This window comes from Streptomyces sp. NPDC046939 (assembly GCF_040644575.1).
Lineage (GTDB): Bacteria > Actinomycetota > Actinomycetes > Streptomycetales > Streptomycetaceae > Streptomyces.
In genome coordinates this window covers 18,442-43,932 of record NZ_JBEYWV010000036.1, presented here as the reverse complement: position 1 = coordinate 43,932, position 25,491 = coordinate 18,442, and the positions used below count along the sequence as shown (strand labels likewise).

The window sequence follows — 25,491 nt, the reverse complement described above, 5'->3', positions numbered from 1 at the left end:
CCGTCGTGTCGTCGTGCTCGGCGCCACGGGCTTCGTGGGGCGGCATGTCGTCGACGCGTGCACGGCCGCGGGCCATGACGTGCTGGGCGTTTCGCGGTCCGCGTCGCGGACCGTCCGGGGAGCCACGGCCCACGTCGACCTGGCCGCCGCCACGGTGGGTGATCTGACCGACTTCCTGGCGGCGCACCGGCCCGACATCCTGGTCAACGCCGCGGGCACCGTGTGGCAGGCGGACGAGCAACGTATGCGCGAGCTGAACGACACCTTCGTGCACCGGCTCGTCACCGCACTGGCAGAGCACGCGACGCCGGTGCGGCTCGTCCACCTCGGCACGGTGCACGAGTACGGTCCTGCGTCAGCCGGCATCTACGGACGGACCAAACTGCGGGGCACCAAACGGGTGCTCGCCGCCTCCCGCGACGGCCTGGACGCCGTGACTCTACGGCTGGCCAACGCCTGCGGCCCAGGGGCCCCGTCGCGCAGCCTGCTGGGCAAAGTGGCCGGCGAACTGGCCCGTCAAGACGAACCCGGGCCAGGTTCACGGGAGTTGAGACTGGCCCCCTTGACGGCGCACCGCGACTTCGTCGATGTGCGTGACGTGGCCGATGCGGCCCTGGCCGCGGCGGTCGCGCCACGGGACGCGGTGCGGGGCCGGATCATCGAGGTCGGCCGGGGGCAGGCCGTTTCGGTCAGACTGCTCGTCCGGAGACTGGTCGACCTCAGTGGGGTGGCCGTACGGCTGGTGGAGGACCAGCGGCCGGACGGCGCCCGTGTGGGCGCCGAATGGCAGCGGACGGACATCACCACGGCCAGGCGGCTGCTCGCGTGGTGTCCATCGCGCACACTCGACGCGTCACTGCGCGATCTGCTCGAATCCGTCCGGCGCAGCGGGGAAGGGCATCGCCGACCGGGTCCGGAGACGGGCGCCACAGAGGTTGTTACCTTCCCGGCAGCTGCTCCGTCATAGGGGTGACGGGCAACGGACCCCGCCACTTGATCCGATGATGAAGGAGAGCACCGTCATGGAGAACCGACTCAAGAACAAGAGCGCCAACAACGCCGACGTGTGGACCGCGATCCAGCACCTGCAGAAGGCGATCGCCGCCGGCGGTGTCGACCCGAAGCTGCTCTCGCTCGTCCACCTGCGGGTCAGCCAGATCAACAGCTGCTCGGCGTGCATCTACGCCAGCGTCGCCGGTGGCAAGAAGGCAGGTGACACCGACGAGCGCCTGCACAACGTGTCGGCGTGGCGTGAGGCGCCTTTCTACACTGACGCCGAGCGTGCCGCGCTGGCCCTGGCCGAAGGTGCCACCCGGCTCCAGGACGGCGCCGAGGGTGTGACCGACGAGATCTGGGACGAGGTCAACGCCCACTTCACGGAGGAGCAGATCGGCGCGATCAACCTGGAGATCGCCATGACCAACTTCTTCAACCGCATCAACCGCACCATCAAGGAGCCGGCCGGCCAGACCTGGGGCTGACTCCACCCCGGCACTCATCAGCCGACCACCCGGTGGTGAATGGGCTCGTCTCGAGATCATCGATCTCCTGACGGGCCCATCTGTCGTTGCCGGGGTGCTCAACGACGGCGTTTCCGCGGTTGAACACTTGGGCCGCCCGGCACTTCTCTGACATGCTTTTTCGGTGTTCCGGAAGCCGGTGCATCGATTCTCGCTGTTGCCGGGTTCTTTCTGCTCGCGCTATGTATGCGTCCATTGGCCGTCAATCACGTGCGGCTCGTTCGTCGACGATGCAGGCGACTTCATGCACACCAACGAAGTTTCTTCCTCGGTTGGAGATCCGAATGGCGATCGCTGAGTGCCGCGCGTGCGGTAACCGTTCTCTGCTTCCCGTGCTCGACCTCGGTTCGCAGGCTTTGACCGGCATTTTCCCCCGCTCTCGCGAGGAGAAAGTTCCGGTGGAGCCCTTGGAACTCGTCCGCTGCTCGCCCGAGGGCTGCGGCCTGGTCCAGTTGCGGCACACGGTCGACCCGTCCCTGATGTACGGCGACAGCTACGGTTACCGGTCCGGTATCCGGCCGTTCATGGTGAACCACCTCAGGAGCAAGGTGGAGGCGGTGACGGGGCTCGTCGATCTGGAGCCGACCGACCTCGTTCTGGACATTGGGAGCAACGATTCGACACTCCTGCGCCATTACCCGGCCGACGGGCCCGCCCTGGTGGGCATCGACCCCACGGGGGAGAAGTGGCGTCCGCGCTACCCGAAGCACATCGATCTGATCGCCGACTTCTTCTCGAAGGAGGCGTTCGGCGCCCGCTACGGCGACCGCAAGGCGAAGATCATCACCTCCATCGCGATGTTCTACGACCTCCCCGACCCGCTGGCGTTCATGAGGGACGTGCACGACGTCCTGGACGACGACGGCGTGTGGATGCTCGAGATGAGCTACCTGCCGTCCATGCTGGCCGCCACGGCCTATGACGTCGCCTGTCACGAGCACCTTGAGTACTATGCGCTGCGTCCCATCGAGTGGATGGCCGAGCGCGCGGGTCTGACCGTCATCCGCGCCGACGTCACGGACGTCTACGGCGGCAGCCTGTGTCTGACCCTGGCCAAGACGCCCACCCGCCACAAGATCGACGAAGCGGCGATCGAGCGGCTGCGCGAGCAGGAGGAGGCGCTGGGACTGGACACCGCGGCCCCCTTCGAGGCCTTCGCCGCCCGGGTACGCGAGCACCGTGCGGAGCTCCGTGGCTTCCTGTCCGATTCCCGGGCAGCGGGCAAGCTGACCCTGGGGTACGGCGCGTCCACCAAGGGCAACGTGATCCTGCAGTACTGCGGCATCGACGAGAGCGACCTCCCGTGCATCGGTGAGGTCAGCCCGGAGAAGGCCGGCCGGTTCACACCCGGTACGTACGTTCCCATCGTCTCCGAAGAGGACGCTCTGGCCCAGAAGCCCGATCAACTCCTCGTTCTGCCCTGGGTCTACCGGGACGGTTACATCGAACGTGAGAAGGACTTCCTCGCTGCCGGCGGAAAGCTCGCTTTCCCTCTGCCCGCACCGCTCACGCTTATCTGAGACCACCGGCGCCGGGCACCCCCACCCGGCGCCGGTGCACCGCAATTCCGCGTTCGCCACGCCCCTTGACGTCGTTTCCGTAAAACGCCAGGAACAGCGAGAGGACCGACTGCGGTTCCCATGAGACTCATATTCGACATCGCGCCATCGGCGACCGCTGGGAGGCGCCTCAAGTGAAGCTACTCGTCACCGGAGCCGCCGGATTCATCGGCTCCCATTACGTGCGCACCATGCTTGCCGGTGGATATCCCGGTTGGGAGGACTGCCGCGTCACCGTCCTCGACAAGCTCGGCCACGGCAGCAATGTGGCGAACCTGCCCGCTGCCCACCCCCGGCTCACCTTTGTGCGCGGGGACATCTGCGATCTGCCACTGCTGCTCGACCTCCTGCCCGGCCATGACGCAGTGGTGCACTTCGCCGCCGAGTCTCATGTGGACCGCTCCATCGACGACGCGAGCGACTTCGTCCGCACCAATGTCGACGGCACACACACCGTGCTCGCCGCGTGCCACAGAGCAGGTGTGGAGCGGATGGTGCATGTGTCGACCGACGAGGTGTACGGCTCCGTCGAGCACGGCACGAGTCCGGAGACCGCGCCGCTGCTGCCGAATTCCCCGTATGCCGCCTCCAAGGCGGCCTCCGACCTGATCGTCCGGTCCTTCGTACGCACACACGGGTTCGATGTGTCGATCACGCGTTGCTCCAACAACTACGGGCCCCACCAGGACATCGAGAAATTGATCCCGCTGTTCATCACCAACCTGATGGAAGGTGTGCCGGTGCCGTTGTACGGCGACGGACGCAACGTGCGTGAGTGGCTGCACGTCGACGACCACTGCCGAGCCATCCAGTTGGTGCTGGCCAAGGGCGCGGCCGGTGAGATCTACAACGTCGGCGGCGGCAACGCATACACCAACAACGAAATCACCCGCATGCTCCTGGAGCTGACCGGTGCGGACAAGTCGATGGTGCGGCGCGTCGCGGACCGGCCGGGTCATGACCTGCGCTACGCCATCGACGAGACGAAGATCCGGGAACAGCTCGGTTACGAACCTGCCGTCCCGTTCCACGAGGGTCTCGCCGAGACCTGCGCCTGGTACCGGGACAACCCGGACTGGTGGAAACCGAAGAAATCGGGTGTGCAACGGTGAGCAGGCGCGTGGTAGTGCTAGGCGGCAACGGCGTCCTCGGCAGCCGGGTGTGCGCGCAGTTCGCCGCGGCGGGCTGCAGCGTGCTCAGTGTGTCCCGGTCCGGCGCACGCGCGCCGTGGTGGCCGGACGCCGTGCGGTCGACGGCCCTCGACCTGTCGGCCGGTGACACCGAAGGGCTGCGCCGGACCCTGTCGGGCGCGGACGTCGTCGTCAACGCGGCCGCCGTCGTGTGGCGGACCACGGAGGCGGCCATGCGGGCTCTGCACATGGAGTTCGTCGACCGGCTGATCGACGTGCTGGCGGAGTCGGGGCCGCGGCTGGTCCAGCTGGGCAGCAGTTACGAGTACGGACCGGCTGAGTTCGGGGCGCCCACCACGGAGGACGATCTGGCCGCGCCCGCCTCCTTCTACGGCATGACGAAGCGGTACAGCACGGAGGCGGTCCGGAGCGCCGCACAGGAGTACCGGCTGAACGGTGTGGTCCTGCGGGTGGCGAACGTGGCCGGGCCCGGTGCCGGCGGCAACAGCCTGCCCGGCATGGTGGCCCGGCAGCTCACGGCCGGCGCGACGCAACTGCGGCTGTCCCCGCTGACCTGCTGGCGGGACTACGTCGACGTGCGGGATGTGGTCGACGCCGTCCTGGCGGCGGCCGACCCCACCGCGGACGTCAGCGGCCAGGTAATCAACATCGGTGGCGGCGCCGCTGTCGCGGTCCGTGACCTCGTGGACCGGCTGATACAGCTGTCCGGGGTGCCCGCGCGCATCGTCGAACTCGCCGACCGGCCGGTTCTGGAACCGATGCCCTGGCAGCAACTGGATATCTCCCGCGCCCGCGACCTGCTCGGCTGGCGACCGGTCAGACATCTGCACGAGTCATTGACCGACCTCCTCGCCGCCGAACGGCGGTCCCGGGCGGGAGAGGCGGCCGCATGAGTACACCGGTCAGCCTCGGGGTCCTGGGCTGCGCGGACATCGCGTGGCGGCGCACCCTGCCGGCCGTCCTGGCGGTGGACGGCATCGAAGTCGCCGCGGTGGCGAGCAGGGACCCGGAGAAGGCGCGGAGGTTCGCCACCCGTTTCGGCTGCTCCGCGGTGACCGGTTACGAGGCGCTGCTGGCCAGGGACGACATCGACGCCGTGTACATACCGCTGCCGGCGATGCTGCACGCGGACTGGATCGAACGCGCTCTGCGGGCGGGCAAGCATGTGCTCGCGGAGAAGCCGTTGAGCGCTGATCACGCCACGACCGTCCGGCTGCTCGGCCTGGCGCGGTCAGCGGACCGGGTGCTGGTGGAGAACTTCATGTTCCCGCACCACAGCCAGCTGGGGAGGATCGCGGAACTGCGCCGGTCGGTGGGCACCCTGCGCTCCTTCTCCAGCGCGTTCACCATCCCGCCCAAACCCGCGGACGACATCCGCTACCTCCCAGCTGTCGGCGGAGGAGCCCTCCTGGATGTCGGGGTGTACCCCCTGCGGGCCGCCCTGCATCTCCTCGGGCCCGACCTCGATGTCGCCGGTGCGGTGCTGCGCGTGGACCGGACGCGCGGAGCCGTCCTGAGCGGCAGCGTGCTGCTGCACACCGCGGACGGGGTGCCCGCCCACATCGACTTCGGCATGGAACACGCCTACCGAGCGGACTACGAGTTCGTGGGCACCGACGGAACGCTGGCGGTGGAGCGCGTGTTCACCCCGCCAGCCACCTACCGGCCGGTCGTCCTCGTCACCAGGGAGGGCCGTCAGGAAGAGGTCATCTTGGCTGAGGACGACCAGGCCGCGAACACGGTCCGCTGGTTCGCCGACGCCGTCGCCGGCAGAGCGGTCAGCCATGGCCACACCGAGACCGTCCATCTGGCCAGGCTGGTCGGCCAGGTCGAGCGGCAAGCAAAGACGACGTTCGTCTCCTAGTCGAAAGAGTCCGGAGGAACACCGATGCGCGTCCTGATGATGAGTACCCCGGTACCCACGCACTTCGCACCGCTCGTGCCGCTGGCCTGGGGCCTGCGCGCGGCGGGGGCCGAGGTGCTGGTCACCGCGCAACCCGACGTGATGCCCATGGTCCGCACGGCGGGGCTGGTCGGCGCCCCAATCGGCGAGATGTTGGACGGTGACAAGCACCTCAGCGGCTTCCTGACCGAGGGGCGCCGCCCGCTGGAGTGCTTCACCCGGTTCGCCCCGGAGGAGATGGGCTTCTACGGGCGCGTGTGGATGGACCAGGCGAGGAACAACATTCACGCATATCTGGAGCTGGCCCGTGAGTGGCGGCCGCAGCTGATCGTCGCGGACCAGGTGGAGTACGCCTCGCTGCTCATCGGCGGCGTGCTGGGTGTTCCCGTGGTGCACCACCGCTGGGGCGTCGACCCGATCTCCGACCTGGCCCTGCGCGACGCACGCGTCGAGCTGGCCGATGTGGCGGACGAGCTGGGTCTCGAGGGGCTCCCGACACCGGCGCAGACGCTCGACCCCTGCCCCCCGACGCTCCAGCTGCCCGCGGCGAGCAAGGGGAAGCTCATCCGTCACGTGCCCTTCAACGGATTCGGCGAACCGCCGGCATGGCGCGCCCGCCCGCAGGGCAAGCGCCGGGTCGTCGTGACGCTGGGGACGCGCACCTTGCAGCTCAACGGGGTACCGCATGTACGTCGGGTGCTCACGGCAGCCGCGAAGGTGCCGGACGTCGAGATCATCGCCACGGTCAGCCCCGAGTACTGGGACGCGCTGGGCCCGCTGCCCGCCGAGGTCCGGCTCGTACCGCCCACTCCCCTGCACCTGTTCATCGACACCTGTGACGCGATGGTGCACCACAGCGGTTCGAGCACGATGCTCACGGCGGCCACGGTCGGTCTGCCGCAGCTGGCGTTGCCGCAGTGGTCGGACCAGTTCGCGCTGGGCGAGCGGCTCGAGGCGGTCGGTGCGGGCATCACGCTCGACGACGTGGCCCGGCAGGACGACGCCGAGCTGATCCGCGACTCCGTGGAGCTGCTGCTCGACAAGCCCGAGTACCGCACCGCGGCGCAGGCGGTGGGGCGTGAGATCGCCGCCATGCCGTCCCCGGCCGAGGTGGCCGCGGATCTGCTGCGGAGCTACTGACGAGCGAACACCCGCGAGCCCGCCCCGAGGCGTGAAGACCGGTAGCCGGTCCGCCCGCCACGGGGCGGCTGCGCGTGGCAGCGGCTCGGGCCGGGTTCAGATCAGTCCCTGCGCCCGCATCGCCTCCGCGACCCGCTCGAACCCGGCGATGTTGGCGCCGCTGACGTAGTCGCCCGGGGTGCCGTAGCGTTCGGCGGTCTCCCAGCACACGTCGTGGATGTCGCGCATGACGGTGGCGAGTTCGTTCTCGACGCGCTCGCGGGACCAGGTGTCACGCCCGCTGTTCTGCCGCATCTCCAGGGCGCTGACGGCGACGCCGCCCGCGTTGGCCGCCTTGCCGGGTCCGTAGGCGACCCCGGCCTCCTTGAGGACGCGGACCGCCTCGGGGGTGACGGGCATGTTGGCGCCCTCCGACACGGCCCGCACCCCGCCCCGTACGAGGGTCTCGGCGTCGGCGGCGTTGAGTTCGTTCTGGGTCGCGGACGGCAGGGCGACGTCGGCCGGGACCTCCCACACGGAGCCGCCGGGCACGTAGGTCGCCGAGGCGCCGCGGCGCTCCGCGTAGTCGCTGACGCGGCCCCGCTCGACCTCCTTGATCTGCTTGAGCAGGTCGAGGTCGATGCCCTTCTCGTCGACGACGTAGCCGCGCGAGTCGGAGACGGTGAGGGCGACGGCGCCGAGCTGGTGCAGCTTCTCGACGGTGTAGATGGCGACGTTGCCCGAGCCGGAGACCAGCGCCTGGCGCCCGGCCAGGTCCTCGCCGCGCTTGCGGAGCATCTCGGCGAGGAAGAGGACGTTGCCGTAGCCGGTGGCCTCGGTGCGGATGGCGGAGCCGCCCCAGCCGGTGCCCTTGCCGGTCAGCACGCCGGTCTCCCAGCGGTTGGTGATCCGGCGGTACTGGCCGAACAGGTAGCCGATCTCGCGGCCGCCGACACCGATGTCACCGGCGGGCACGTCGGTGTGGTCGCCGATGTGCCGGTGCAGCTCGGTCATGAACGCCTGGCAGAACCGCATCACCTCGGCGTCCGACTTGCCGTGCGGGTCGAAGTCGCTGCCGCCCTTGCCGCCGCCGATGCCGAGGCCGGTCAGCGCGTTCTTGAATATCTGCTCGAAGCCGAGGAACTTCACGACGCTCAGGTTGACCGACGGGTGGAAGCGCAGGCCGCCCTTGTACGGGCCGAGCGCGCTGTTGAACTCCACCCGGTAGCCGCGGTTGACGTGCGTGCGGCCCTTGTCGTCCTGCCACGGCACCCGGAACACGATCTGCCGCTCCGGCTCGCACAGCCGCTCGACGAGCGCCGCCTCCGCCAGCTCGGGCCGGGCCGCGAGCACCGGCGCGAGCGATTCGAGCACCTCGTGCGCCGCCTGGTGGAACTCGGGCTGGGCGGGGTTGCGTCGGACGAGTTCGTCGTGGAGGGAGGCGAGTGCGTCCCGCGTCTGCTGGGTGCCTCGCGGGTCCTGGGTGGACGTGGCGGCTGTGCTCATCAGGGCAGTACCTTCCGGGCGGCGGCTCGTGCATCGCCCGTCGGCGGAGACCGGGCGTGCCTTGGATTGTGGCAAAGGCAGTGATCTCCTGATGCGCGTGGGTCAAACGGGGCCCGCGTCAGAAGTGCCGTGCCAAGGCCGCCCCCCGTGTCCGGCGGCCGCCCGCCGGACACAGGCTCAGATGCGGGTCATCGCGCGGGGGTCCGGATGCTGTCGATGATCCGGGTCCAGTTGTCGCCACCGTGGCCGTCCGCGAGGGCGCGCCGGTAGTGGGACCGGACGGCCAGGGGGAGCGCGAGGTCGAGGCCGAGGGTGGTGCTGGTCTCGACGATGTGGTCGGCGGTCGCGCCCATCATGGTGACCGTGCTGAGGTCGCCGGGGTGTTCGCCCGCGTCGAGCGCCGCGCCGGGCTGCTCCTCACCGGCCCGCAGGATGGCGCCGATCGAGTCGGTGAAGGTGAGCAGTTCGGGCAGCGCCTCCTTCGCCTTCATCCCCGCCGTGCCGAGCATCGCGGTGGCGTGCATCAGGGCGGACAACGAGGTGAGGAACACCGTGAGTTGGGCCTGGTACATCATCTGGGCGAGGCCCGGGTCCTCACCCAGGTACCTCGGCGCGCCGAGCAGCGCCAGCGCCGCCTTGTGGGCCTCCAGGTCCTGGGAAGGGCCGCTGTAGTAGATGTGCGCCGCCTCCGTCCCGACCATCGGCGCCGGGACCATGACGCCGCCCGTGAGGAAGGCCGCGCCGTGGTCCGCCGCCCAGCGCGCCGCCTCGCGCGAGCGGTCGGGGGTGTCGGAGCTGAGGTTGACCAGGGTGCGGCCGGCGAGGGACGCGGTGGCGGCGCCGAGGATGTCGTACATCGCCCGGTAGTCGGTGAGGCTGAGGACGACGAGGCCGCTCGCCCCGACCGCCTCGGCGGGCGTCGCCGCGCGCGTCGCCCCCTCGGCGACCAGGTCGTCGGCGCGGCTCGCGGTGCGGTTCCAGACGGTGACGGGGTGACCGGCGGCGAGGAGGGTGCGGACCATGGCCCGGCCCATGGGGCCGAGGCCGATGACGGTGACGGGGCTGAGGTGCTGCGCGTGCTCGATCTTGTTCACGTGTCCATGCTGAGGACGGGCACCACGCCTGGGAAGTACCTACTATTTCCTGCGGTACTTACCTTTTCGTAAGTCTCCGATCGGCGAACAGAGGGGGAGGAATCATGGCGAAAGCACCCAGGCGCGGGCCCTACATCTGCGGCATCGACGCCGCGCTCGACGTGGTCAGCGGCAAGTGGAAGGGGCTGATCCTGTGGGAGCTCCACGCCCACGGCGTACGCCGCTTCGCGGAGTTGCGGCGCGGGCTGCCAGGGGTCAGCGAGAAGATGCTGACGCAGCATCTGCGCGAGATGGAGGAGGACGGTCTCGTGCACCGGGAGGTGTACGCCGAGGTGCCCCCGCGCGTGGAGTACTCCCTGACCGAGCACGGGCACACCCTCAACCAGGCGCTCGGCCCGCTCGGCGCCTGGGGGGCCGAGCGGGTGCGCCGCGAGGGGTTCGGGCAGCCCGAGATTCGGGAGGAACCCGAGGCGGAGCCGCAGCCGCTCGGCGCCGCCCGCTGACCGTGTCCTAGTCCTTGGCGTCCTCGGCGTCCTGGGCGGCGTCGCGCAGGCTGAGCGCCAGGTCGTTGTTGACCGTGAAGAACGGCTTCGTACGGGTGCGGCCCCGCTCGGGGTGCGTGAGGTGGACGGCGGGCACCGTGTCGGCCTTCTTGCGGTCGACGAGGTCGCCGCCGATCCGGCCGATGGGCACGGGCCCGTCGGTGGCGCCGCCCGGGTGCAGGCGCAGGTCCCACAGGTCGTGCTCGTCCACGCGCAGGGCGAGGGCCTGCGCGTACGGGACGGAGAAGGTGAAGCACGTGCCGTCCCCGGCCGTTTCACCGGTCCGCCGGGTGACGGGGACGGTGAAGTCGTGGGACGTGTCGTGGCGGGAGACGGCGACGACGCGGGCCGCGTCGGTCAGGGCGACCGCCGCGTCCCCGGTGAACAGGCGGGCGGTGACGGTGGCCGCGTCCTCGTCCTGGACGAGTTCGGTGATCTCGGCGTGCGCGGGGCGCTGCCAGGTGCGCAGGGCGAGGAAGCCGTCGGTGGTGGCGTACGGGAGCCAGGAGACGACGTGGCCGTGCGCGGTCAGCGGCGGGCGGCCGACGCGGCGGGCCTGCTCGGCGAGGGTGACGGCGAGCCGTGTGCGCTTGTCCTTCGTGCCGCTCCGCACGATGTAGCAGTCCCAGCGGCCCTCGGCCAGCTCATGGCCGGCCGCCGGGTCGAGAGTCGCCCGCATCGTACGGCCGCCGGTCGCGGAGGTGATCTCCTCGACGGGGACGCGCAGTTCACGGCCCTTGCTGTCGCGGCGCAGGCGCGCGAGGAAGTCGAGCTTTCCCTCGCCCGGGGGCAGGGTCGCCGCGTCGAGGACGACGGTCACGGCGCCGTCGGCGGTGGCGCGGGCGTGCGCGGTGGGCCGCGGCGGCTCGGGCTCGGCCGGCTCGGCGGGGACGGCCGTGCGCGGCGCGGCCGAGGGAGTGGGCAGCGCGTTGCGCAGGCGCTTCCAGAGGGAGCCCTTGGCGGGGCGGCGGGCGGCGGAGAGCTCCTCGAAGAGGGTTTCGTAGCGGCGGGCGGCCTCGGCGGGGGCGAAGGTGGCGGCGCGTTCGCGGGCCGCCACGCCCATCGTGGAGCGCAGGGCGGCGTCGCCCATCAGGCGGTCGAGGGCGGCGGCGTACCCGTCGGGGCCGGACTCCAGCGGGACGAGCAGGCCGTTGACGTCGTGGTCGATGATCTCGGCAGGGCCGTGCGGGCAGTCGGTGGCGATGACCGGGACGCCGCAGTGCATGGCCTCGACGATGGTCATGCCGAACGACTCCATGTCGGAGGAGACGGCGGCGATGGCGCCCTTGGCCCACTCGGTCTCGATCGGCGAGACCGGGCCCATGAGCAGGATGCGCTGGTAGAGGCCGAGTTCGTCGATGCGGGCGCGCAGGGCGGGCTTCTCGGGGCCGCGGCCGTAGATGCGCAGGGTCCACTCGGGGTGGGCGTCCGCGACCTTGGCGAAGGCGTCGATGAGCCGGTCGTAGCGCTTGATCTTGATGAGGCGCCCGGCGGCCACGATGACGTTCGAACCACGGTCGGACTGCTCGACCACGGGCACCGGCACGCTGTTGGGGATGCACAGGATGCGGGCGCCGACGTCAGGGAGCGCGGCGCGGTACTCCGCCGCGTCCGCCTCGGAGACGGTCACCCAGGCGTCCAGGCCGGCGATGGCCCGGTTCTGGTGGCCGCGCAGCGTGGGGTTGTGGGTGGCGAGGCTCAGGTGCTCCTGGCCGACGCGCAGGTAGCGGGGCTGACCGTCGCGGGCGAGGTACCCGTTGAGGTCGGGCCGGGTGGCGATGACGACATCGGCGTCGGTGTCGCGCAGCCACGCCCCGATCCGCTCGTCCTGGAGCGCGGAGTAGGGCAGGCGGGCGGAGTTCAGGGCGGCGCCGGTGTCGGGGAACATCGTGCAGGGCTGCTGCCGCAGGGGGTGGTCGCCCTCGTACGTGGGGGCGTCCTCGCGCATGTCGATCAGCGACGACAGGGCGACCCGCTCGTCCAGCGGGATCGCGGGCTCGTCGGCCACGCGGTGCACGCTCACGACGTCGACCTCGTGACGGGCGACCAGGGCGCGGGAGAGGTTCGCGACGGCACGGATGGTGCCGCCGATGCCGTACGCGTTGTTGATGAGAAACGCGATCTTCACTTCTGTTTTCCCTCTGCGCGTCGGCCGCTCTACATGCCATACACATGTGTCGGCCCATTCAAATCCACAGTTCGTTCACATGTCCAACGCGACATAACAGACCATCAATGATTTTTACCGCCGAATGCGGTGCGGCGAGGCTCGGCCAACCCGCCTCAGAGTTTGTCACCAGCCAATGCGGTTACGCATTTCCGACATCGCCCCGTCACCGTCTTGACCGGTTACGTAACACCGTGCCAGAGTCGGCCCGCACCCCGCTCCCCCGCCCCGACCTACGGACGGAAGGTCTCTCATGATCGACAGGCGTGGTTTCACCAAGGCGATGGGTCTGGTCACGGGCGCTGCCGCCGTCTCACTGACCGGTCCGCAACGTGTCGCCGCCGCGACCCCCGCACCTGCGGGCGCGCACACGTCGTTCCCCGCCCTGAAACAGGTCAAGGCCGGTCTGCTGAACGTCGGTTACGCCGAACTGGGGCCGAGGCGCGGCCCCGCCGTGATCCTGTTGCACGGCTGGCCCTACGACATCCACAGCTACGTCGACGTCGCCCCGATCCTCGCCGGTCACGGCTATCGCGTGATCGTCCCCTATCTGCGCGGGCACGGCACGACCCGGTTCCTGTCCGCGCGGACGTTCCGCAACGCCCAGCAGTCGGCCGTTGCCCTGGACATCATCGCGCTGATGGACGCGCTCAAGATCCACAAGGCGGTCGTCGCCGGGTTCGACTGGGGTTCGCGGACCGGTGACATCCTCGCCGCCCTGTGGCCGGAGCGCGTCAAGGCGCTTGTCTCGGTGAGCGGTTACCTCATCACCGACCGCGCGGCGCAGGCCGAACCGATCTCCCCCGCCGCCGAGCACACCTGGTGGTACCAGTACTACTTCGCCACGGAGCGCGGGAGGAAGGCGATGGAGCGCGCGGACCTGCGCCGCGACCTGACCCGCCTCGTGTGGCGGACCGTGTCACCCACCTGGGACTTCGACGACGCCACGTTCGAGCGCACCGCCGCCGCCTTCGAGAACCCGGACTACGCCGCGATCGTCATCCACAACTACCGCTGGCGCCTCGGCCTGGCCGAGGGCGAACACCGCTACGACCGCTACGAGTCCAGGCTGGCGGCCGCTCCCCCGATCGCGGTGCCGAGCCTGACCGTCGACGCGCGGTACGACCCGTTCACGGCGCCCGGCGACGGGGCGGGGTACCGGTCGAAGTTCACCGGACCGTACGAGCACCGCACGTTCGCCGTCGGGCACAACGTGCCGCAGGAAGCGCCGGAGGAGTTCGCCCGGGCGGTCGTCGACGTGGACCATTTCTGACACCGTATGTATGAACACATGTACGACTGTGTGTGAGACATACGCCCTCCGGCCGTGCCCTCGCGTGAGTACGATGCCCTGCATCCACCATTACGAGGGAGTGACCGGTTGTGACCAGCCCTTCAGCCGACACGCTCCGGTCGCGGTATGTAGCGCAAGCCGCGTCGGATCTGGAAGAGAACCGTCGCCGGCAGCGGGAACTCACCGAGAAACTGCGGATGTTGAAGCAGGAGGAGGCGCTCCTCGTCGACATCATCGGCCTCGCCGAGCGCTCCCCGCTGCCCGGCCAGGCGCAGAGCGCGCAGGACGCCGCCCCCGCCGGGCCGTCCGACGCGCGCGGTGAGGCGCGCCGGCCCCTGCTCGGCACGTTGCTGATGGACCTGCTCGCGGCGCACGACGAGCCGCGCCTGGCCAAGGAGTTGAGGGACGAGCTGATGCGCGCGCACCCGGAGCGCACGCCCACGCCGCAGGTGGTGCGGAACACCTTGGAGTCGCTGGTCGCCAAGGGGAGGATCCGGCGCCACAAGCAGCAGCGGTCGGTGATGTACACCCTCACGGAGAGGCCGGACCGGGCGGACGAGAAGGACTGACGGGCGTCCGACCCCGCTCGCACACATACACGTACACATGCATGTGCGTCAGCGCTCACGTCAACATGCACATCCCCATGGCGTCACCACACACATCACCACGTACGCCGACACATGCATTCCACATGCATCCCACACGCACCCGCACACACACCGGTACCTGCGCCGGTACACACGCACCGGCACCCAGTCCTCGCGCTCAGCCCTGTGCGCTGTGCCTGCGCGCCCGGTAGCTGGCGGCCTTGACCCGGTTGCCGCACGTGCGCATGGCGCACCATTCGCGCCGGTGGCCGCGTGAGCGGTCGAGGTAGGTCTGGGTGCACTCCGGGCGGGCGCACTCGCGCAGCAGGTCGCCGTCCGCGCCGCCGATGATCTCCACGGTCTCCCGGGCGAGCGCGGCGAGCCCCTGGGCGACCGAACCCGTACGGGTCGCGCCCCCGGGGCCGAGCCGCAGCGTCACCGGCACCCCGGCAGCCTGCAGGTTCACCTCGGCGACCGCGTTGGCGGGCAGCTCCCGGCCGTCCATCCGCGCCGTGACGAGCGCGTAGATCGACTCGCGCAGCTCCACGGCGAGGGCGAGGTCGACCTCGGTCGCGCCCGGCGCCAGGTCGAGCATCCCGGACTCCACGAACCAGGCGTCGAGCAGCGCGGGTGTGGCGAGCTTCTCGGTCGGCAGCTCGTTGCGCCGCGCGCGCAGGGTGCCGACGAAGTCCAGGGGGAGCGTCCCGCAGGGAAAGGCGTGGTTCACGTAACCATCCTGAGCGGTGAGTGGCCGGAAAGCAAGGTCTACCTTGACTTAGAACGAGTCCAACATAGGATGGCTTCCATACGAGACATGCACTGTGCCGAACGAGGAGCGACCCTTGCTGCCCGAGAACAACCAGAAGCCTTTGACCTCCGCGGCCGGCGCCCCGGTCGCCGACAACCAGAACTCGCTGACCGCCGGTGCGCGGGGGCCGATGCTCCTGCAGGACGTGTGGTTTCTGGAGAAGCTCGCCCACTTCGACCGTGAGGTGATCCCCGAGCGCCGGATGCACGCCAAGGGTTCGGGCGCGTTCGGCACGTTCACGGTGACGCACGACATCACCCGCTACACCAGCGCGAAGATCTTCTCCGAGGTCGGCAAGAAGACCGACATGTTCGCCCGGTTCTCCACGGTCGCCGGTGAGCGCGGTGCGGCCGACGCCGAGCGCGACATCCGCGGCTTCGCCCTGAAGTTCTACACCGAGGAGGGCAACTGGGACCTCGTCGGCAACAACACCCCGGTCTTCTTCTTCCGTGACCCGCTGAAGTTCCCCGACCTGAACCACGCGGTCAAGCGCGACCCGCGCACCAACATGCGCAGCCCGGAGAACAACTGGGACTTCTGGACCAACCTGCCCGAGGCCCTGCACCAGGTGACCATCGTCATGTCGGAGCGCGGCATCCCGGCCTCGTACCGGCACATGCACGGCTTCGGCTCGCACACCTACAGCCTGGTCAATGCCGAGGGTGAGCGCTTCTGGGTGAAGTTCCACCACCGCACCCAGCAGGGCATCAAGAACCTGACCGACGCCGAGGCCGAGGCCCTGGTCGGCAAGGACCGCGAGTCGCACCAGCGCGACCTCTTCGAGGCGATCGAGCGCGGCGACTTCCCGAAGTGGAAGCTGTTCATCCAGGTCATGCCGGAGGCGGAGGCGGACAACTACCGCTTCCACCCCTTCGACCTCACCAAGGTGTGGTCGAAGAAGGACTACCCGCTGATCGAGGTCGGCGAGTGGGAGCTGAACCGCAACCCCGACAACTACTTCGCCGACGTGGAGCAGGCCGCGTTCACCCCGGCCAACGTGGTGCCGGGCATCGGCTTCTCGCCCGACAAGATGCTCCAGGGCCGCCTCTTCTCCTACGGTGACGCGCAGCGCTACCGGCTCGGCGTCAACCACCACCAGATTCCGGTCAACGCCCCGAAGTCCCCGGTGAACTCCTACCACCGCGACGGCGCCATGCGCGTCGACGGCAACCAGGGCGCCACCCCCGGAATCGAGCCGAACTCCTACGGCCGCTGGCAGGAGCAGCCCGCCTACCGCGAGCCGAGCCAGGCCGTCGGCTCCGTCGCGGACCGCTTCAACTTCCGCGAGGACGACGACAACTACTTCGAGCAGCCCGGCAACCTGTTCCGGCTGATGAGCCCCGAGCAGCAGCAGGTGCTCTTCGAGAACACCGCCCGCGCGATCAATGGCGCGTCCGAGCAGACGATCGAGCGGCACATCCACAACTGCACGCAGGCCGACCCGGCCTACGGCGAGGGCGTCCGCAAGGCGATCGAGGCGCTGACCGCCGGCACCCTCTGACCCGTACGAGACACACACATGGTTCGCGACGCCCCGCACACCTTTCACACGTGTGCGGGGCGTCGTCCATGCCGAGGAGACACCTCATGCATACGCTGACCCCCGAGCAGACCGAGCGCGTCGTCGCCCTCGCCCTGGACCTGGCGCGCGAGGGGAACACCGCCGAGCTGACGGAGTTCGTACGGCACGGCCTGCCGGTCGACGCCACCGACGCGCAGGCCAACACGCTCCTGATGCTCGCCGCCTACCACGGCCACGCCGACACCGTACGGGCCCTGCTCGCGCTCGGCGCCGACCCGGACCTGCCCAACGACCGCGGTCAAGTCGCGCTGGCCGGAGCCCTGTTCAAGGGCGCGGACGACGTGGTCGCCGTCCTGGTCGAGGCCGGTGCGGACCTGGACAAGGGCACCCCGACCGCCCGGGAGGCGGCGACCATGTTCGGCCGCGCACACCTGCTGTAGCGGTGCGGGGCACCGCCGCGGGAATTGATCCGTCCCCCGCATCACTGAGCGACCGGATCTTGGGTACACGGGCGCGCATGACAGTCGACACCGATACCCCCGGCCGTCCCTCGGCGGAGCGCGCGGAGCACGGTCTGCGCCGGATGCGCGTCTTCTACGCGACGGGCACCGCCCTGTGGGCGGCGTCCGCGGCGTGGACCGCGTGGACGCATCCGGGCAGCCGGCAGATGTGGGTGGCCCTGCTCCTGCTGATCGTCTTCGGCGGGCTGCTCGGGGTCACGTCCCGGTTCCTGGCCGCCGTCGCGCCGGGCCGGCGCTCCTCCAAGACCCCGTACGGCCGTCTCGTCGGCGCTACGGTGCGGCGCGCCGCGATGGGCGCAATGTCCTCGCGGTGACCGCGGCCCCCGCGAGGACGGCGGCCACGAGGGTGCCGAGGACGGCGGTGGCCAGGGTGCCGGTGTCCAGCTGCAGCCCGACGGTCGCGGAGTTGGCCTGGGCAAGACCGGAGGCCATGCCCGCCAGTGGGGGCAGGGTCACCAGGATGCCCAGTGCGGCGCCGATGAGGACGATCAGGACCGTCTCGCCGATCGCGGTGAGGAGGAGCTGGCGGTCGGTGCCGCCCGCCGACCGCATGACCTCGCGGTCCCGGCGCCGGGCATGCGCGGCCGTCGCCATGGAGTTGGCGACGGCGATGACGCTGTAGCCCACCGCGATCACGATCAGCATCATGGCGAGGCTGTCGGTGAGCCTGGCGTCGGTCTCGTAGTCGGCGAGGGCGTACTCGGCGGCGTCGTGCAGGGCGGTACCGGGGATCGCGCCGGAGGCCTTCGCGTCGCCGGGGACGAAGATGTCGTCGGTGAGGGCGGCGGGGTCGTGGGCTCGGACCAGGTCGCGGGCCACGACGAAGTCGCCGCGGGCGGGGTCGTCGGGCAGCACCCGGGTGACGCGCAGGGTGACGGTGGCGCCGTCGGCGAACCGGACGGGGACGCGCTCGCCCTGCTTCACGCCGAGGTCGCTCGCGGTGTGCTTGCCGAGGACGGCCTCGCCGGGCTTGTTCCAGCGCTGGTCGCGGCTGCCGAGGACGTCGAGGACCGTCCGGTCCTCGGTGACGAAGGCGCGGGTGGGCAGGGCGGCCTTGCCGACCGGGTTGGCGGCGACGACCTCGTCGGTGTTGCCGGGGGTGCCGTCGGGGGTGACGATCGTCTGGCCCGCGACCTTCAGCGCCTCCCCCGCCGGATAGGCGACCCGCATCGTCTCCACCATGCCGCTGAGCAGGACGGCGAAGCCGACGGCGGCGATGACGGGCGCGGCAAGAGAGGCGGCGCGGCGCGGGTTGGCGACGAGTTCGGCGCGGATCAGGACCGGCGCCGCCGAGCCGCCGCGCTGGAAAGGCGCGGTGAGGAACCGGCCGACGGGGCCGATGAACGCGGGGGTCAGCAGCGCGGCGGCGACGATCAGCGTCATCGTGGCGAGGATCGCCATGTTGACCCGGTCGTCGGCGCTGGTGGTCGCGGTGCCGACGGCGAGGAGCGCTCCGGCGCCGAGGACGACGAGGCCGGCCGTCCACCGGCCGCGCCCCATGCCCTGGTTGGCGGCGCGGCTGTCGAGGAGCGCCTCGACGGGGGCCACCCGGGCGGCTTTGCGCCCGGCGGTCCAGGCTCCGATGACGCTGACGCCGACACCGACGGCGCAGCCGGTGAGCAGCGGCCACGCGGCGACGGTGACCCGCAGGTCCGGCGGTGTCACGTCCAGGCCGTCGAGGATGTTCCGCAGCACCGGGGCGGCGGCGACGCCGACGACGCAGCCCGCGAGCGAACCAAGCAGTCCGACAACGGCGGCCTCACCGAGGATCATGCGCCGGACCTGCTGCGGTGCCGCGCCGATGGTGCGCAGAAGGCCGATCTCACGGCGGCGCATTCCCGTCGCGAGAACCAGCATGGAGGCGACGACGAAGACGGTGGTGAACAGGGAGAGCAGGGCCATGGCGCTGATCAACTGGACGCCCAGGAACCGTTTGTGGGCGATGTACTGGGGCTGGAGCTCGGCACGGCCGTCACCGGAGACCACGTCGCCCCGGTCGCCGAGGACCTTCTCGGCGGCGCTCACCAGTGCCCCCGTGTCCGCCCCCTGCGCGGCGACCAGGCCGATAGCGCGGACCCCGGGCTGCTGTCGCGCGGCGAGCGCCTCGGTGAAGTAGTAGCCGGGCCCGTCGACGAGGCCGACGACGGCGAACTCCCTGCGTCCCTGCGTGAGGTTGACGGTCAGCTCGCTACCGACCACGACACGGAGGTCGCGGCCCACGACGACTTCCCCGTCCGTGCGCGGGGCACGCCCGGCGACCAGCCCGTACGGGCCCATGAGGGTGCTGTCGTAGCCGTGGCCGGACTCCAGGGCGCCCTCGTCGGTGACGGGTTCGCCGCCCACGACGGCCTGGGCGTAGAAGGAGCGGTCCGTGACGACGTGGCCGACGCCGGGAACCCGGCCGAGCCCGGCGGCCAGCGGCGCGGCCTCGGCCTTGCTCCACGGGATCCGGTCCTCGGGGCTGCCGTCGACGTCGTGGGCCTGCTGGGGCAGGGCGAGGGCGGCGGTGCCCGCGTAACGGGGCTGGGTCCGCGGGCGGGCGGAGTCGTAGAGGACGAGGGTGGTCGTGATCAGGGCGACGCCGACCAGGACGGCGACGAAGGCGCCGAGGAAGGACGACCAGCGCTCCCGTACGTTCGCGAGGATCAGCATCACGCCTCCAGCCGGGCCATGTGGGTGGCGATCGCGGCGGCGTGGTCGGCGCCTGACGCGCGGTCGAGGGGGACACGGTCCGCGATCCGGCCGTCCTTGAGGAAGACGACGACGTCGGCGTGGGCGGCGGCGACCGGGTCGTGCGTCACCATCAGCGTGGTCTGGCCCTCCCGGTCGACCAGCATCCGCATCATCTTCAGCACCTCTCGGGAGGTGACGGTGTCCAGGGCGCCGGTCGGCTCGTCGGCGAAGAGGACGTCGGGGTGGGTGACCAGGGCGCGGGCGAGCGCGACGCGCTGCTGCTGGCCGCCGGACAGCTCGCTGGGGCGGTGGCCGGCGCGGTCGGCGAGGCCGACGGCGCCGAGCGCGTTGTCGACCTGCTCGCGGCTGACCTTGCGGCCGGCGAACCGGGAGGGCAGCTCCACGTTCTGCGCGGCCGTCAACGACTCGACCAGGTTGAACGCCTGGAAGACGAAGCCGACGCGGTCCCTGCGGAGCTTGGTGCGCTCCTTCTCGTCCTGTGCACCGATGTCCACGCCCGCGAGGACGATCCGGCCCTCGCTCGGCTCCTCCAGGCCCGCCGCGCACTGGAGCAGCGTCGACTTGCCCGAGCCGGACGGGCCCATGATCGCGGTGAAGGTGGCGCGCGGGAAGGTGAGCGAGACGCCGTCCAGGGCGGTCACCCGCCGCCCGCCGCTGCCGTGGACCTTGCGCACGCCGTGGAGCTCGACCGCGTCCCGTACCGGAGTCTTGGTTGTCATGCCTCCGATTCCACGTGATCGGGGGTGGCCGGGGCACTGATCCGCGCTCTACTTCCGAGGTAGAGCCAGCTCTACTTCCCCGCCCGCCTCACCCGGCTACGTTTGACCGCATGCGACCCACGACGGCCTGGCAGGCCATGGCCCGGCGCCCGGTGAGCTTCCTGACCTCCAGTTGGCCCTGGCGCTCCCTCGCCTATCTGAGCGGCGGCGTCGTGGTCGGCGCCGCCGCCGTCCTCGTCCTCGCGCTGGGTCTGGCGGCGGGGATCGCGCTGCTCGTCGTACTGATCGGGGTCGCGCCGCTGGTCGGCACGGTGTTCGCGGCCACCCTCGTGGCACGCGTCGAACGGCGCCGCCTGCGTCTCGTGGACGAGGACCCGCTGCCCGACCCGCACCGGACACCGGACGGTCCGGGCCTGCGCGGCTGGGCGGCGACCCGGCTGAAGGAGCAGGTGACCTGGCGGGAGCTGATGTTCACGCTGCTGTCGGCCGCCGCGCTGTGGTGGCTGGACCTGCTGGTCCTCGCCTTCTCCTTCGGCCTCCCGGCCGCGCTCTTCGCCGCCACCGCCGGGGACACCTGGCCGTGGACGGTGTTCGGGGCGATCGTGCTGCTCGCGTCGCCGTACACGGTGACCTCGTGGGCGGGTGCCCGAGCCGCCATGGCCCGTACGTTCCTCGCGCCGCGCGACAAGGAGCTGGGCGAGGAGCTGCGCGAGGTGCGGGCCTCGCAGTCACGGCTCCTGGACTCCTTCGACGCGGAGCGCGTACGCATCGAACGCGACCTGCACGACGGGGCCCAGCAGCGCCTCGTCTCGCTCGGCATGACCCTGGCGATGCTGCGGCTCGACCTCCCCGAGGGCTCGCCGCAGTCCGGTCTGCTGGCCCAGGCCGAGGAGCAACTCTCCGCCGCGCACCAGGAGTTGCGGTCGCTCGTCCGTGGCCTCAACCCTCCCGTCCTCGCCGACCACGGCCTCGTCGCCGCGATCGAGGACTACGCCGGGCGCTTCCCGATCCCCGTCACGGTCGACCTGCGGCTGCCCGAGCGGCTGCCCAGGCAACTCGAGACGACGATGTACTACCTCATCAACGAGGCCATGACGAACATCGCCAAGCACAGCGGCGCCACCAGCGCCGCCGTGCGCGGGCGTTACCATGCCGACCTGTTGTTCCTCGACATCACGGACGACGGTCGCGGCGGCGTCGATCCGGCGGGCAGCGGCATGACGGGGCTCGCTGACCGCGTCACGGCGCTCGACGGGCGGATGCGCGTCTCCAGCCCGGTCGGGGGCCCCACCCTGTTGCACGTGGAGGTGCCGTGTCGCTTCGCCTGACCGTGGCCGAGGACGCCGTGCTGCTGCGCGAGGGCCTCGTAGGCCTGTTGCGGCGGTTCGGCCACGAGGTGGTGGCCGCCGTCGGCGACGCCGACGCGCTCGTGGCGGCGGTCCGCGCCGAGCGCCCCGACCTCGTCGTCACCGACGTACGGATGCCGCCCTCGCACGGCGACGACGGGCTGCGCGCGGCCGTCCTCCTGCGCGAGGAGTTCCCCGGTCTGCCGGTCCTGGTCCTCAGCCAGTACGTGGAACGCTCCTACGCGCTGCGGCTCCTTGACTCGGGCGGCGGCGCGGGCGTGGGCTACCTGCTGAAGGAGCGGGTCGGCAAGGTCGCCGACTTCACCTCCGCGATCGAGCGGGTCGCGGCGGGCGGCACCGTCGTCGACCCCGAGGTGATCACGCAGCTCGTACGGTTGCAGCGGGACCCGCTCGAACGGCTCAGCCCGCGCGAGCGCGAGGTGCTCGGGCTGCTCGCGGAGGGCCGTTCCAACGGCAACATCGCCGCGCACCTGTTCCTCAGCGAGGCCGCCGTGAACAAACACATCGGCAACATCTTCGCCAAGCTGGACCTGCCGGTCGACACGGAGGGCCACCGCAGGGTGCTGGCGGTTCTCGCGTTCCTCCGGGCGTGACTTACGGATCGTCCTTGAGCGAGCCGCGCTCGCACACCTGCCGCGCCGCCTCGCGCGGCTTGACGTTGTGCTCCTGCGAAGGGCGGCACAGCACGTCGAAGGCGTCCGTCTCCGCCCGGCCCTTGCGCAGCACCAGGACACCGGCCGCGTACAGCGAAGTCGCGCCAGTCCATCAGGGGTCTCCCCTTGCGTCGCGAGTGCGGGCGTGCGGGTGCCAGGCTCGTACGAAGAACGATCACAGCACACCACCAACAGGGGCGACCCGTCAGGAGGCCGCCGCCTCCTGCTCCCCGTCGCCGGGGCGCCGGTCGTGCTCGGCGCGTGCCGTCTCCAGGAGGCGGCGCCAGGAGGTGACGGTCGGGCGCCGCCGGAGCAGGGCGCGGCGCTCCCGCTCGGTCATGCCGCCCCACACGCCGTGCTCGATGCGCTGGTCGAGCGCGTGCGACAGGCACTCCGTACGGACCTCGCAGGCGCCGCAGATCCGCTTGGCGCCGGTCTGCGCGGCGCCCTCGACGAACAGCTCCTCGGGGTCCGCCGTACGGCACGCCGCTCGTTCCCACCAGGTGTCCAGGCTGTCAGTCACGTCCCGCCCCTCGATCATCTCTGGTCTCTCCTTGCAGTTGGCGGGTGACAGTACGCCACCCACCCGAGGTCAAGCACCCCATCACCAGGGGTTGAACGGGGAGTTACGTATGGTGTTCGGCCACCAAGTGGATCTCCGACGTCATGCCCTGGCCTGCCGGCTCCATGCGCACGCCCGCCTCCGGCGACGATCAGTCCAGGCCCGTCAGGTGGGTCTGCGGACGGCCTTCGGCCCATACTCGCAGCTCTGCCCAGACCGTCTTGCCGGGTGCGGCCCGGCGGGGCGTGACGCCCCAGTCATCCGCGAGCGCGGCAACGAGGAGCAGGCCGCGCCCCGACTCGGACATGGAGTCGGGGGCCGAGAAAGTGGCCGGGAGGTGCTTCTCCGCGCAGGTGTCGGTCACCTCGATACGCAGGGCATCCTCGGCGAGGGTCAGTCGTAGGTGGAAGTCGCGGCCGGGGATATGGCCATGGAGGACTGCGTTCGCGGTCAGTTCAGCGGTGATGAGGGCGAGAGCCTCGTTGGACGGGGCCGTGTAAGGGTGGCCCCACTCGTCGAGGCGGTGCGCGACGAGACGGCGGGCGAGACGGGCGCCGCGCGGCGTCGACGTAAAGCGCATCGCGAACTCGCGTTCGGGCTGCGGTTGTTGCGGCATATGCCTGTTCAAGGGAGTTGCTGACTTCATGAGGTCGACAGTCGCGGGCTCTGCGTAGCGTTGAACAGAGGCGATGCGCTGACGAGTACGGGCTGTACGCGCAGGCTGTGCGTTTGTACGTGGCGTCGGCCGTGTCGGGTTCCTGGGGCGCGCGTTGGGCGGGCGGAGTCCGTGACTTCAATGGTCGTACGGGAGGAGCTGCGGCGTGGACGACGAGGTTCAGCAGCCGGAGAACGAGCATGCGACGGGCGTCCTGTACGTGTTCGGGCGGCAATTGAAGTTGTTCCGGGAGCGGGCAGGAATGGACCGCGCGAGGCTTGGGGCGCTGACCGGCTACTCGGCCTCGACGATTGCGTCGTTCGAGCAGGCCAGACGTATTCCGCCACCGAAGTTCATCGACCAGGCCGATGACGTGCTGGGCGCGGGTGGAGTGCTGATCGCGAGCAAGGAGGAGGTGGCCCGGGCTCAGTATCCGGCGTTCTTCAGGGATGCGGCCAAGTTGGAGGCCGAGGCGGTTGAGCTCCACGTGTATGCCACTCAGGCTGTGCCGGGGCTCCTGCAGGCCGAGCCGTACGCGCGGACCGTGTTCGCCATATGGCGTCCGCAACTGGACGAAGCAGTCATCGAGCAGCGGTTGGCTGCCCGGCTGGCCCGACAGGGGATCTTCGACCGACGCCCCCCTCCGCACTTGAGCTTCGTGATCGAGGAAGCCGTACTTCTGCGTCCGCTTGGTGGTGAGGCTGTCCGGCGCGGGCAGTTGCAGCAACTCCTGCTCATTGAGGAGAAGCGGAATGTGGAGATTCAGGTGATGCCGCTCTCTCGTCAGGAGCATGCGGGATTGGCCGGCCCGTTCACCTTGATGGAGATGAAGGATGGGCGCAGGATCGCCTATGCGGAGGTGCAGGGTGACAGCCGCGTCCACACGGGGCGCCAGAGGGTCCGGGAGCTTGAACGAACGTACGGTTCTCTGCGCGCCCAAGCCCACACTCCGGCAGAATCACGTCAGTTGATCGAGACGCTGTTGGGAGAGAGATGAGCGGGGAAACGCCTGGGCTCAGCCCGGACAGACTCGCCTGGCGCAAAAGCAGTTACAGCGCCGGTGACGGCGGCGAATGCGTCGAGGTCGCCGCTGGGACCGGCCGGGTTCACGTCCGGGACTCGAAGGACACAACCCGTGCCGCGGTAACCGTAGAACCCACGGCGTGGTCCGCGTTCGTCGAGTTCGCGGCCCTCTAGAGGCGATCAGCGCAGGTAGGTGCGCTGCCACTCCGCAATCGGCATGGTGAGGGCGGCTTCCGCCAGCTGCTGGGCGCTGGATGACGATGCCCTGGATCGCGCACTCCAGCCTGTCCGCATCATGAGCGACGAGGACGTCGAGGCTGTCACCGTTCTCGTACTCGTCCACGATGGCCTGCACGCCGGAGGCGACCGCGCGCTCGCCACCACGGCGCACTACCTGCAAGAGCGTGTACCCAAGGCGTACGAGGTGCGCCTGGTCGCCGTCGGCGACCGCCTGTTCGGCGGGACGCTGCACACCAGGTCCCATACGGCACGGTCACCGTCCCCGAGGACATCGCCCAAGGG

26 protein-coding genes are annotated in these 25,491 nt (G+C 70.4%); 17 read left to right on the top strand and 9 right to left on the bottom strand.

The genetic code is table 11. The annotated features are described in order from the left end of the window. The first annotated feature begins 13 nt into the window (after positions 1–13). The 7 genes from ABZ877_RS31685 to ABZ877_RS31655 all read left to right on the top strand — a co-directional run bounded on the left by ABZ877_RS31685 (position 14) and on the right by ABZ877_RS31655 (position 7,273). Entirely contained in the window at positions 14–967 is a 954-nt protein-coding gene (locus tag ABZ877_RS31685) for an NAD(P)-dependent oxidoreductase (RefSeq protein ID WP_361078230.1), read from the top strand. 55 nt (positions 968–1,022) lie between these two features. Then, positions 1,023–1,481: a carboxymuconolactone decarboxylase family protein gene (locus ABZ877_RS31680; protein ID WP_361078227.1), complete on the top strand. Its 459-nt coding sequence runs from the start codon at positions 1,023–1,025 to the stop codon at positions 1,479–1,481. Between the two features lie 323 nt (positions 1,482–1,804). Beyond that, positions 1,805–3,040, top strand: a complete 1,236-nt coding sequence (locus tag ABZ877_RS31675; RefSeq protein ID WP_361078382.1) for a class I SAM-dependent methyltransferase — start codon at positions 1,805–1,807, stop codon at positions 3,038–3,040. A 173-nt stretch (positions 3,041–3,213) separates the two neighbouring features. After that, entirely contained in the window at positions 3,214–4,191 is a 978-nt protein-coding gene (rfbB, locus tag ABZ877_RS31670; protein WP_361078225.1) for a dTDP-glucose 4,6-dehydratase, read from the top strand. Between the two features lie 8 nt (positions 4,192–4,199). After that, positions 4,200–5,123 carry an NAD(P)-dependent oxidoreductase gene (locus ABZ877_RS31665; protein WP_361078222.1) on the top strand — a complete coding sequence of 308 codons (924 nt, stop codon included), beginning with the start codon at positions 4,200–4,202 and terminating at the stop codon, positions 5,121–5,123. Next, positions 5,120–6,094: a Gfo/Idh/MocA family oxidoreductase gene (locus ABZ877_RS31660; protein ID WP_361078220.1), complete on the top strand. Its 975-nt coding sequence runs from the start codon at positions 5,120–5,122 to the stop codon at positions 6,092–6,094. Before ABZ877_RS31665 ends, ABZ877_RS31660 begins: the two co-directional genes overlap by 4 nt. A gap of 24 nt (positions 6,095–6,118) precedes the next feature. Continuing rightward, a complete protein-coding gene (locus ABZ877_RS31655) occupies positions 6,119–7,273 on the top strand; it encodes a nucleotide disphospho-sugar-binding domain-containing protein (RefSeq protein WP_361078217.1) in 1,155 nt (384 codons plus the stop codon). 96 nt (positions 7,274–7,369) lie between these two features. Here ABZ877_RS31655 and gdhA read toward each other — a convergent pair whose 3' ends face one another. Then, entirely contained in the window at positions 7,370–8,758 is a 1,389-nt protein-coding gene (gdhA, locus tag ABZ877_RS31650) for an NADP-specific glutamate dehydrogenase (RefSeq protein ID WP_361078214.1), read from the bottom strand. A 188-nt stretch (positions 8,759–8,946) separates the two neighbouring features. After that, positions 8,947–9,852, bottom strand: a complete 906-nt coding sequence (locus ABZ877_RS31645; protein ID WP_361078211.1) for an NAD(P)-binding domain-containing protein — start codon at positions 9,850–9,852, stop codon at positions 8,947–8,949. Between the two features lie 104 nt (positions 9,853–9,956). Between ABZ877_RS31645 and ABZ877_RS31640 the strand changes: the two genes are divergently transcribed. Further along, the gene (locus ABZ877_RS31640; RefSeq protein ID WP_361078208.1) at positions 9,957–10,355 is read left to right on the top strand and encodes a helix-turn-helix domain-containing protein; all 399 of its coding nucleotides are present in this window, start codon (positions 9,957–9,959) and stop codon (positions 10,353–10,355) included. Between the two features lie 7 nt (positions 10,356–10,362). Here ABZ877_RS31640 and ABZ877_RS31635 read toward each other — a convergent pair whose 3' ends face one another. Further along, complete coding sequence (locus ABZ877_RS31635; RefSeq protein ID WP_361078205.1) at positions 10,363–12,522, bottom strand: glycosyltransferase family 4 protein; 2,160 nt, start codon at positions 12,520–12,522, stop codon at positions 10,363–10,365. A gap of 292 nt (positions 12,523–12,814) precedes the next feature. Between ABZ877_RS31635 and ABZ877_RS31630 the strand changes: the two genes are divergently transcribed. Both ABZ877_RS31630 and ABZ877_RS31625 read left to right on the top strand, forming a co-directional pair. Beyond that, complete coding sequence (locus ABZ877_RS31630; RefSeq protein WP_361078202.1) at positions 12,815–13,834, top strand: alpha/beta hydrolase; 1,020 nt, start codon at positions 12,815–12,817, stop codon at positions 13,832–13,834. A 110-nt stretch (positions 13,835–13,944) separates the two neighbouring features. Then, positions 13,945–14,424, top strand: a complete 480-nt coding sequence (locus ABZ877_RS31625) for a hypothetical protein (protein ID WP_361078199.1) — start codon at positions 13,945–13,947, stop codon at positions 14,422–14,424. Between the two features lie 199 nt (positions 14,425–14,623). On the opposite strand, the gene ABZ877_RS31620 is transcribed toward ABZ877_RS31625, so the two are convergent. After that, on the bottom strand, positions 14,624–15,172 hold the full coding sequence (locus ABZ877_RS31620) for an ABATE domain-containing protein (RefSeq protein WP_361078196.1): 549 nt from the start codon (positions 15,170–15,172) through the stop codon (positions 14,624–14,626). Between the two features lie 118 nt (positions 15,173–15,290). On the opposite strand from ABZ877_RS31620, the gene ABZ877_RS31615 reads away from it, so the two are divergent. From ABZ877_RS31615 to ABZ877_RS31605, 3 genes are all read left to right on the top strand, one after another. Continuing rightward, positions 15,291–16,754, top strand: coding sequence for a catalase (locus ABZ877_RS31615; protein WP_361078379.1), 1,464 nt, complete (start codon positions 15,291–15,293; stop codon positions 16,752–16,754). 86 nt (positions 16,755–16,840) lie between these two features. Next, positions 16,841–17,215, top strand: coding sequence for an ankyrin repeat domain-containing protein (locus ABZ877_RS31610; protein WP_361078193.1), 375 nt, complete (start codon positions 16,841–16,843; stop codon positions 17,213–17,215). Positions 17,216–17,292: 77 nt separating this feature from the next. Next, the gene (locus tag ABZ877_RS31605) at positions 17,293–17,610 is read left to right on the top strand and encodes a hypothetical protein (protein WP_361078191.1); all 318 of its coding nucleotides are present in this window, start codon (positions 17,293–17,295) and stop codon (positions 17,608–17,610) included. Here ABZ877_RS31605 and ABZ877_RS31600 read toward each other — a convergent pair. Together ABZ877_RS31600 and ABZ877_RS31595 are read right to left on the bottom strand one after the other, a co-directional pair. Next, positions 17,567–19,948 (bottom strand): ABC transporter permease, encoded by a 2,382-nt coding sequence (locus tag ABZ877_RS31600; protein ID WP_361078188.1) that lies wholly within the window; start codon positions 19,946–19,948, stop codon positions 17,567–17,569. The genes ABZ877_RS31605 and ABZ877_RS31600 overlap by 44 nt on opposite strands. Next, the gene (locus tag ABZ877_RS31595; protein ID WP_361078186.1) at positions 19,948–20,709 is read right to left on the bottom strand and encodes an ABC transporter ATP-binding protein; all 762 of its coding nucleotides are present in this window, start codon (positions 20,707–20,709) and stop codon (positions 19,948–19,950) included. Before ABZ877_RS31595 ends, ABZ877_RS31600 begins: the two co-directional genes overlap by 1 nt. A gap of 110 nt (positions 20,710–20,819) precedes the next feature. Between ABZ877_RS31595 and ABZ877_RS31590 the strand changes: the two genes are divergently transcribed. Together ABZ877_RS31590 and ABZ877_RS31585 are read left to right on the top strand one after the other, a co-directional pair. Further along, complete coding sequence (locus tag ABZ877_RS31590; protein ID WP_361078183.1) at positions 20,820–22,037, top strand: sensor domain-containing protein; 1,218 nt, start codon at positions 20,820–20,822, stop codon at positions 22,035–22,037. Then, complete coding sequence (locus ABZ877_RS31585; protein ID WP_361078180.1) at positions 22,022–22,669, top strand: response regulator transcription factor; 648 nt, start codon at positions 22,022–22,024, stop codon at positions 22,667–22,669. The genes ABZ877_RS31590 and ABZ877_RS31585 overlap by 16 nt, the downstream gene beginning before the upstream one ends. A 1-nt stretch (position 22,670) precedes the next feature. Here ABZ877_RS31585 and ABZ877_RS31580 read toward each other — a convergent pair whose 3' ends face one another. The 3 genes from ABZ877_RS31580 to ABZ877_RS31570 form a co-directional block, all read right to left on the bottom strand. Then, positions 22,671–22,805, bottom strand: a complete 135-nt coding sequence (locus ABZ877_RS31580; protein WP_361078377.1) for a hypothetical protein — start codon at positions 22,803–22,805, stop codon at positions 22,671–22,673. A 129-nt stretch (positions 22,806–22,934) separates the two neighbouring features. Next, positions 22,935–23,252: a WhiB family transcriptional regulator gene (locus ABZ877_RS31575; RefSeq protein WP_361078177.1), complete on the bottom strand. Its 318-nt coding sequence runs from the start codon at positions 23,250–23,252 to the stop codon at positions 22,935–22,937. Between the two features lie 190 nt (positions 23,253–23,442). After that, complete coding sequence (locus ABZ877_RS31570; RefSeq protein WP_361078174.1) at positions 23,443–23,907, bottom strand: ATP-binding protein; 465 nt, start codon at positions 23,905–23,907, stop codon at positions 23,443–23,445. A gap of 205 nt (positions 23,908–24,112) precedes the next feature. Here ABZ877_RS31570 and ABZ877_RS31565 point away from each other — a divergent pair, with 205 nt between their 5' ends. Both ABZ877_RS31565 and ABZ877_RS31560 read left to right on the top strand, forming a co-directional pair. Further along, positions 24,113–24,943 (top strand): helix-turn-helix transcriptional regulator, encoded by an 831-nt coding sequence (locus ABZ877_RS31565; protein ID WP_361078172.1) that lies wholly within the window; start codon positions 24,113–24,115, stop codon positions 24,941–24,943. Next, a complete protein-coding gene (locus ABZ877_RS31560) occupies positions 24,940–25,143 on the top strand; it encodes a DUF397 domain-containing protein (protein ID WP_361078171.1) in 204 nt (67 codons plus the stop codon). The genes ABZ877_RS31565 and ABZ877_RS31560 overlap by 4 nt, the downstream gene beginning before the upstream one ends. Positions 25,144–25,491: the final 348 nt, after the last annotated feature.

Coding starts and splice junctions, on each gene's coding strand:
- ABZ877_RS31560 (WP_361078171.1), top strand. CDS start 24,940: ATGAGCGGGGAAACGCCTGGGCTCAGCCCGGACAGACTCGCCTGGCGC.
- ABZ877_RS31640 (WP_361078208.1), top strand. CDS start 9,957: ATGGCGAAAGCACCCAGGCGCGGGCCCTACATCTGCGGCATCGACGCC.
- ABZ877_RS31660 (WP_361078220.1), top strand. CDS start 5,120: ATGAGTACACCGGTCAGCCTCGGGGTCCTGGGCTGCGCGGACATCGCG.
- ABZ877_RS31630 (WP_361078202.1), top strand. CDS start 12,815: ATGATCGACAGGCGTGGTTTCACCAAGGCGATGGGTCTGGTCACGGGC.
- ABZ877_RS31605 (WP_361078191.1), top strand. CDS start 17,293: ATGACAGTCGACACCGATACCCCCGGCCGTCCCTCGGCGGAGCGCGCG.
- ABZ877_RS31680 (WP_361078227.1), top strand. CDS start 1,023: ATGGAGAACCGACTCAAGAACAAGAGCGCCAACAACGCCGACGTGTGG.
- ABZ877_RS31570 (WP_361078174.1), bottom strand. CDS start 23,907: ATGCCGCAACAACCGCAGCCCGAACGCGAGTTCGCGATGCGCTTTACG.
- ABZ877_RS31600 (WP_361078188.1), bottom strand. CDS start 19,948: ATGCTGATCCTCGCGAACGTACGGGAGCGCTGGTCGTCCTTCCTCGGC.
- ABZ877_RS31675 (WP_361078382.1), top strand. CDS start 1,805: ATGGCGATCGCTGAGTGCCGCGCGTGCGGTAACCGTTCTCTGCTTCCC.
- ABZ877_RS31595 (WP_361078186.1), bottom strand. CDS start 20,709: ATGACAACCAAGACTCCGGTACGGGACGCGGTCGAGCTCCACGGCGTG.
- gdhA (WP_361078214.1), bottom strand. CDS start 8,758: ATGAGCACAGCCGCCACGTCCACCCAGGACCCGCGAGGCACCCAGCAG.
- ABZ877_RS31590 (WP_361078183.1), top strand. CDS start 20,820: ATGCGACCCACGACGGCCTGGCAGGCCATGGCCCGGCGCCCGGTGAGC.
- ABZ877_RS31610 (WP_361078193.1), top strand. CDS start 16,841: ATGCATACGCTGACCCCCGAGCAGACCGAGCGCGTCGTCGCCCTCGCC.
- ABZ877_RS31655 (WP_361078217.1), top strand. CDS start 6,119: ATGCGCGTCCTGATGATGAGTACCCCGGTACCCACGCACTTCGCACCG.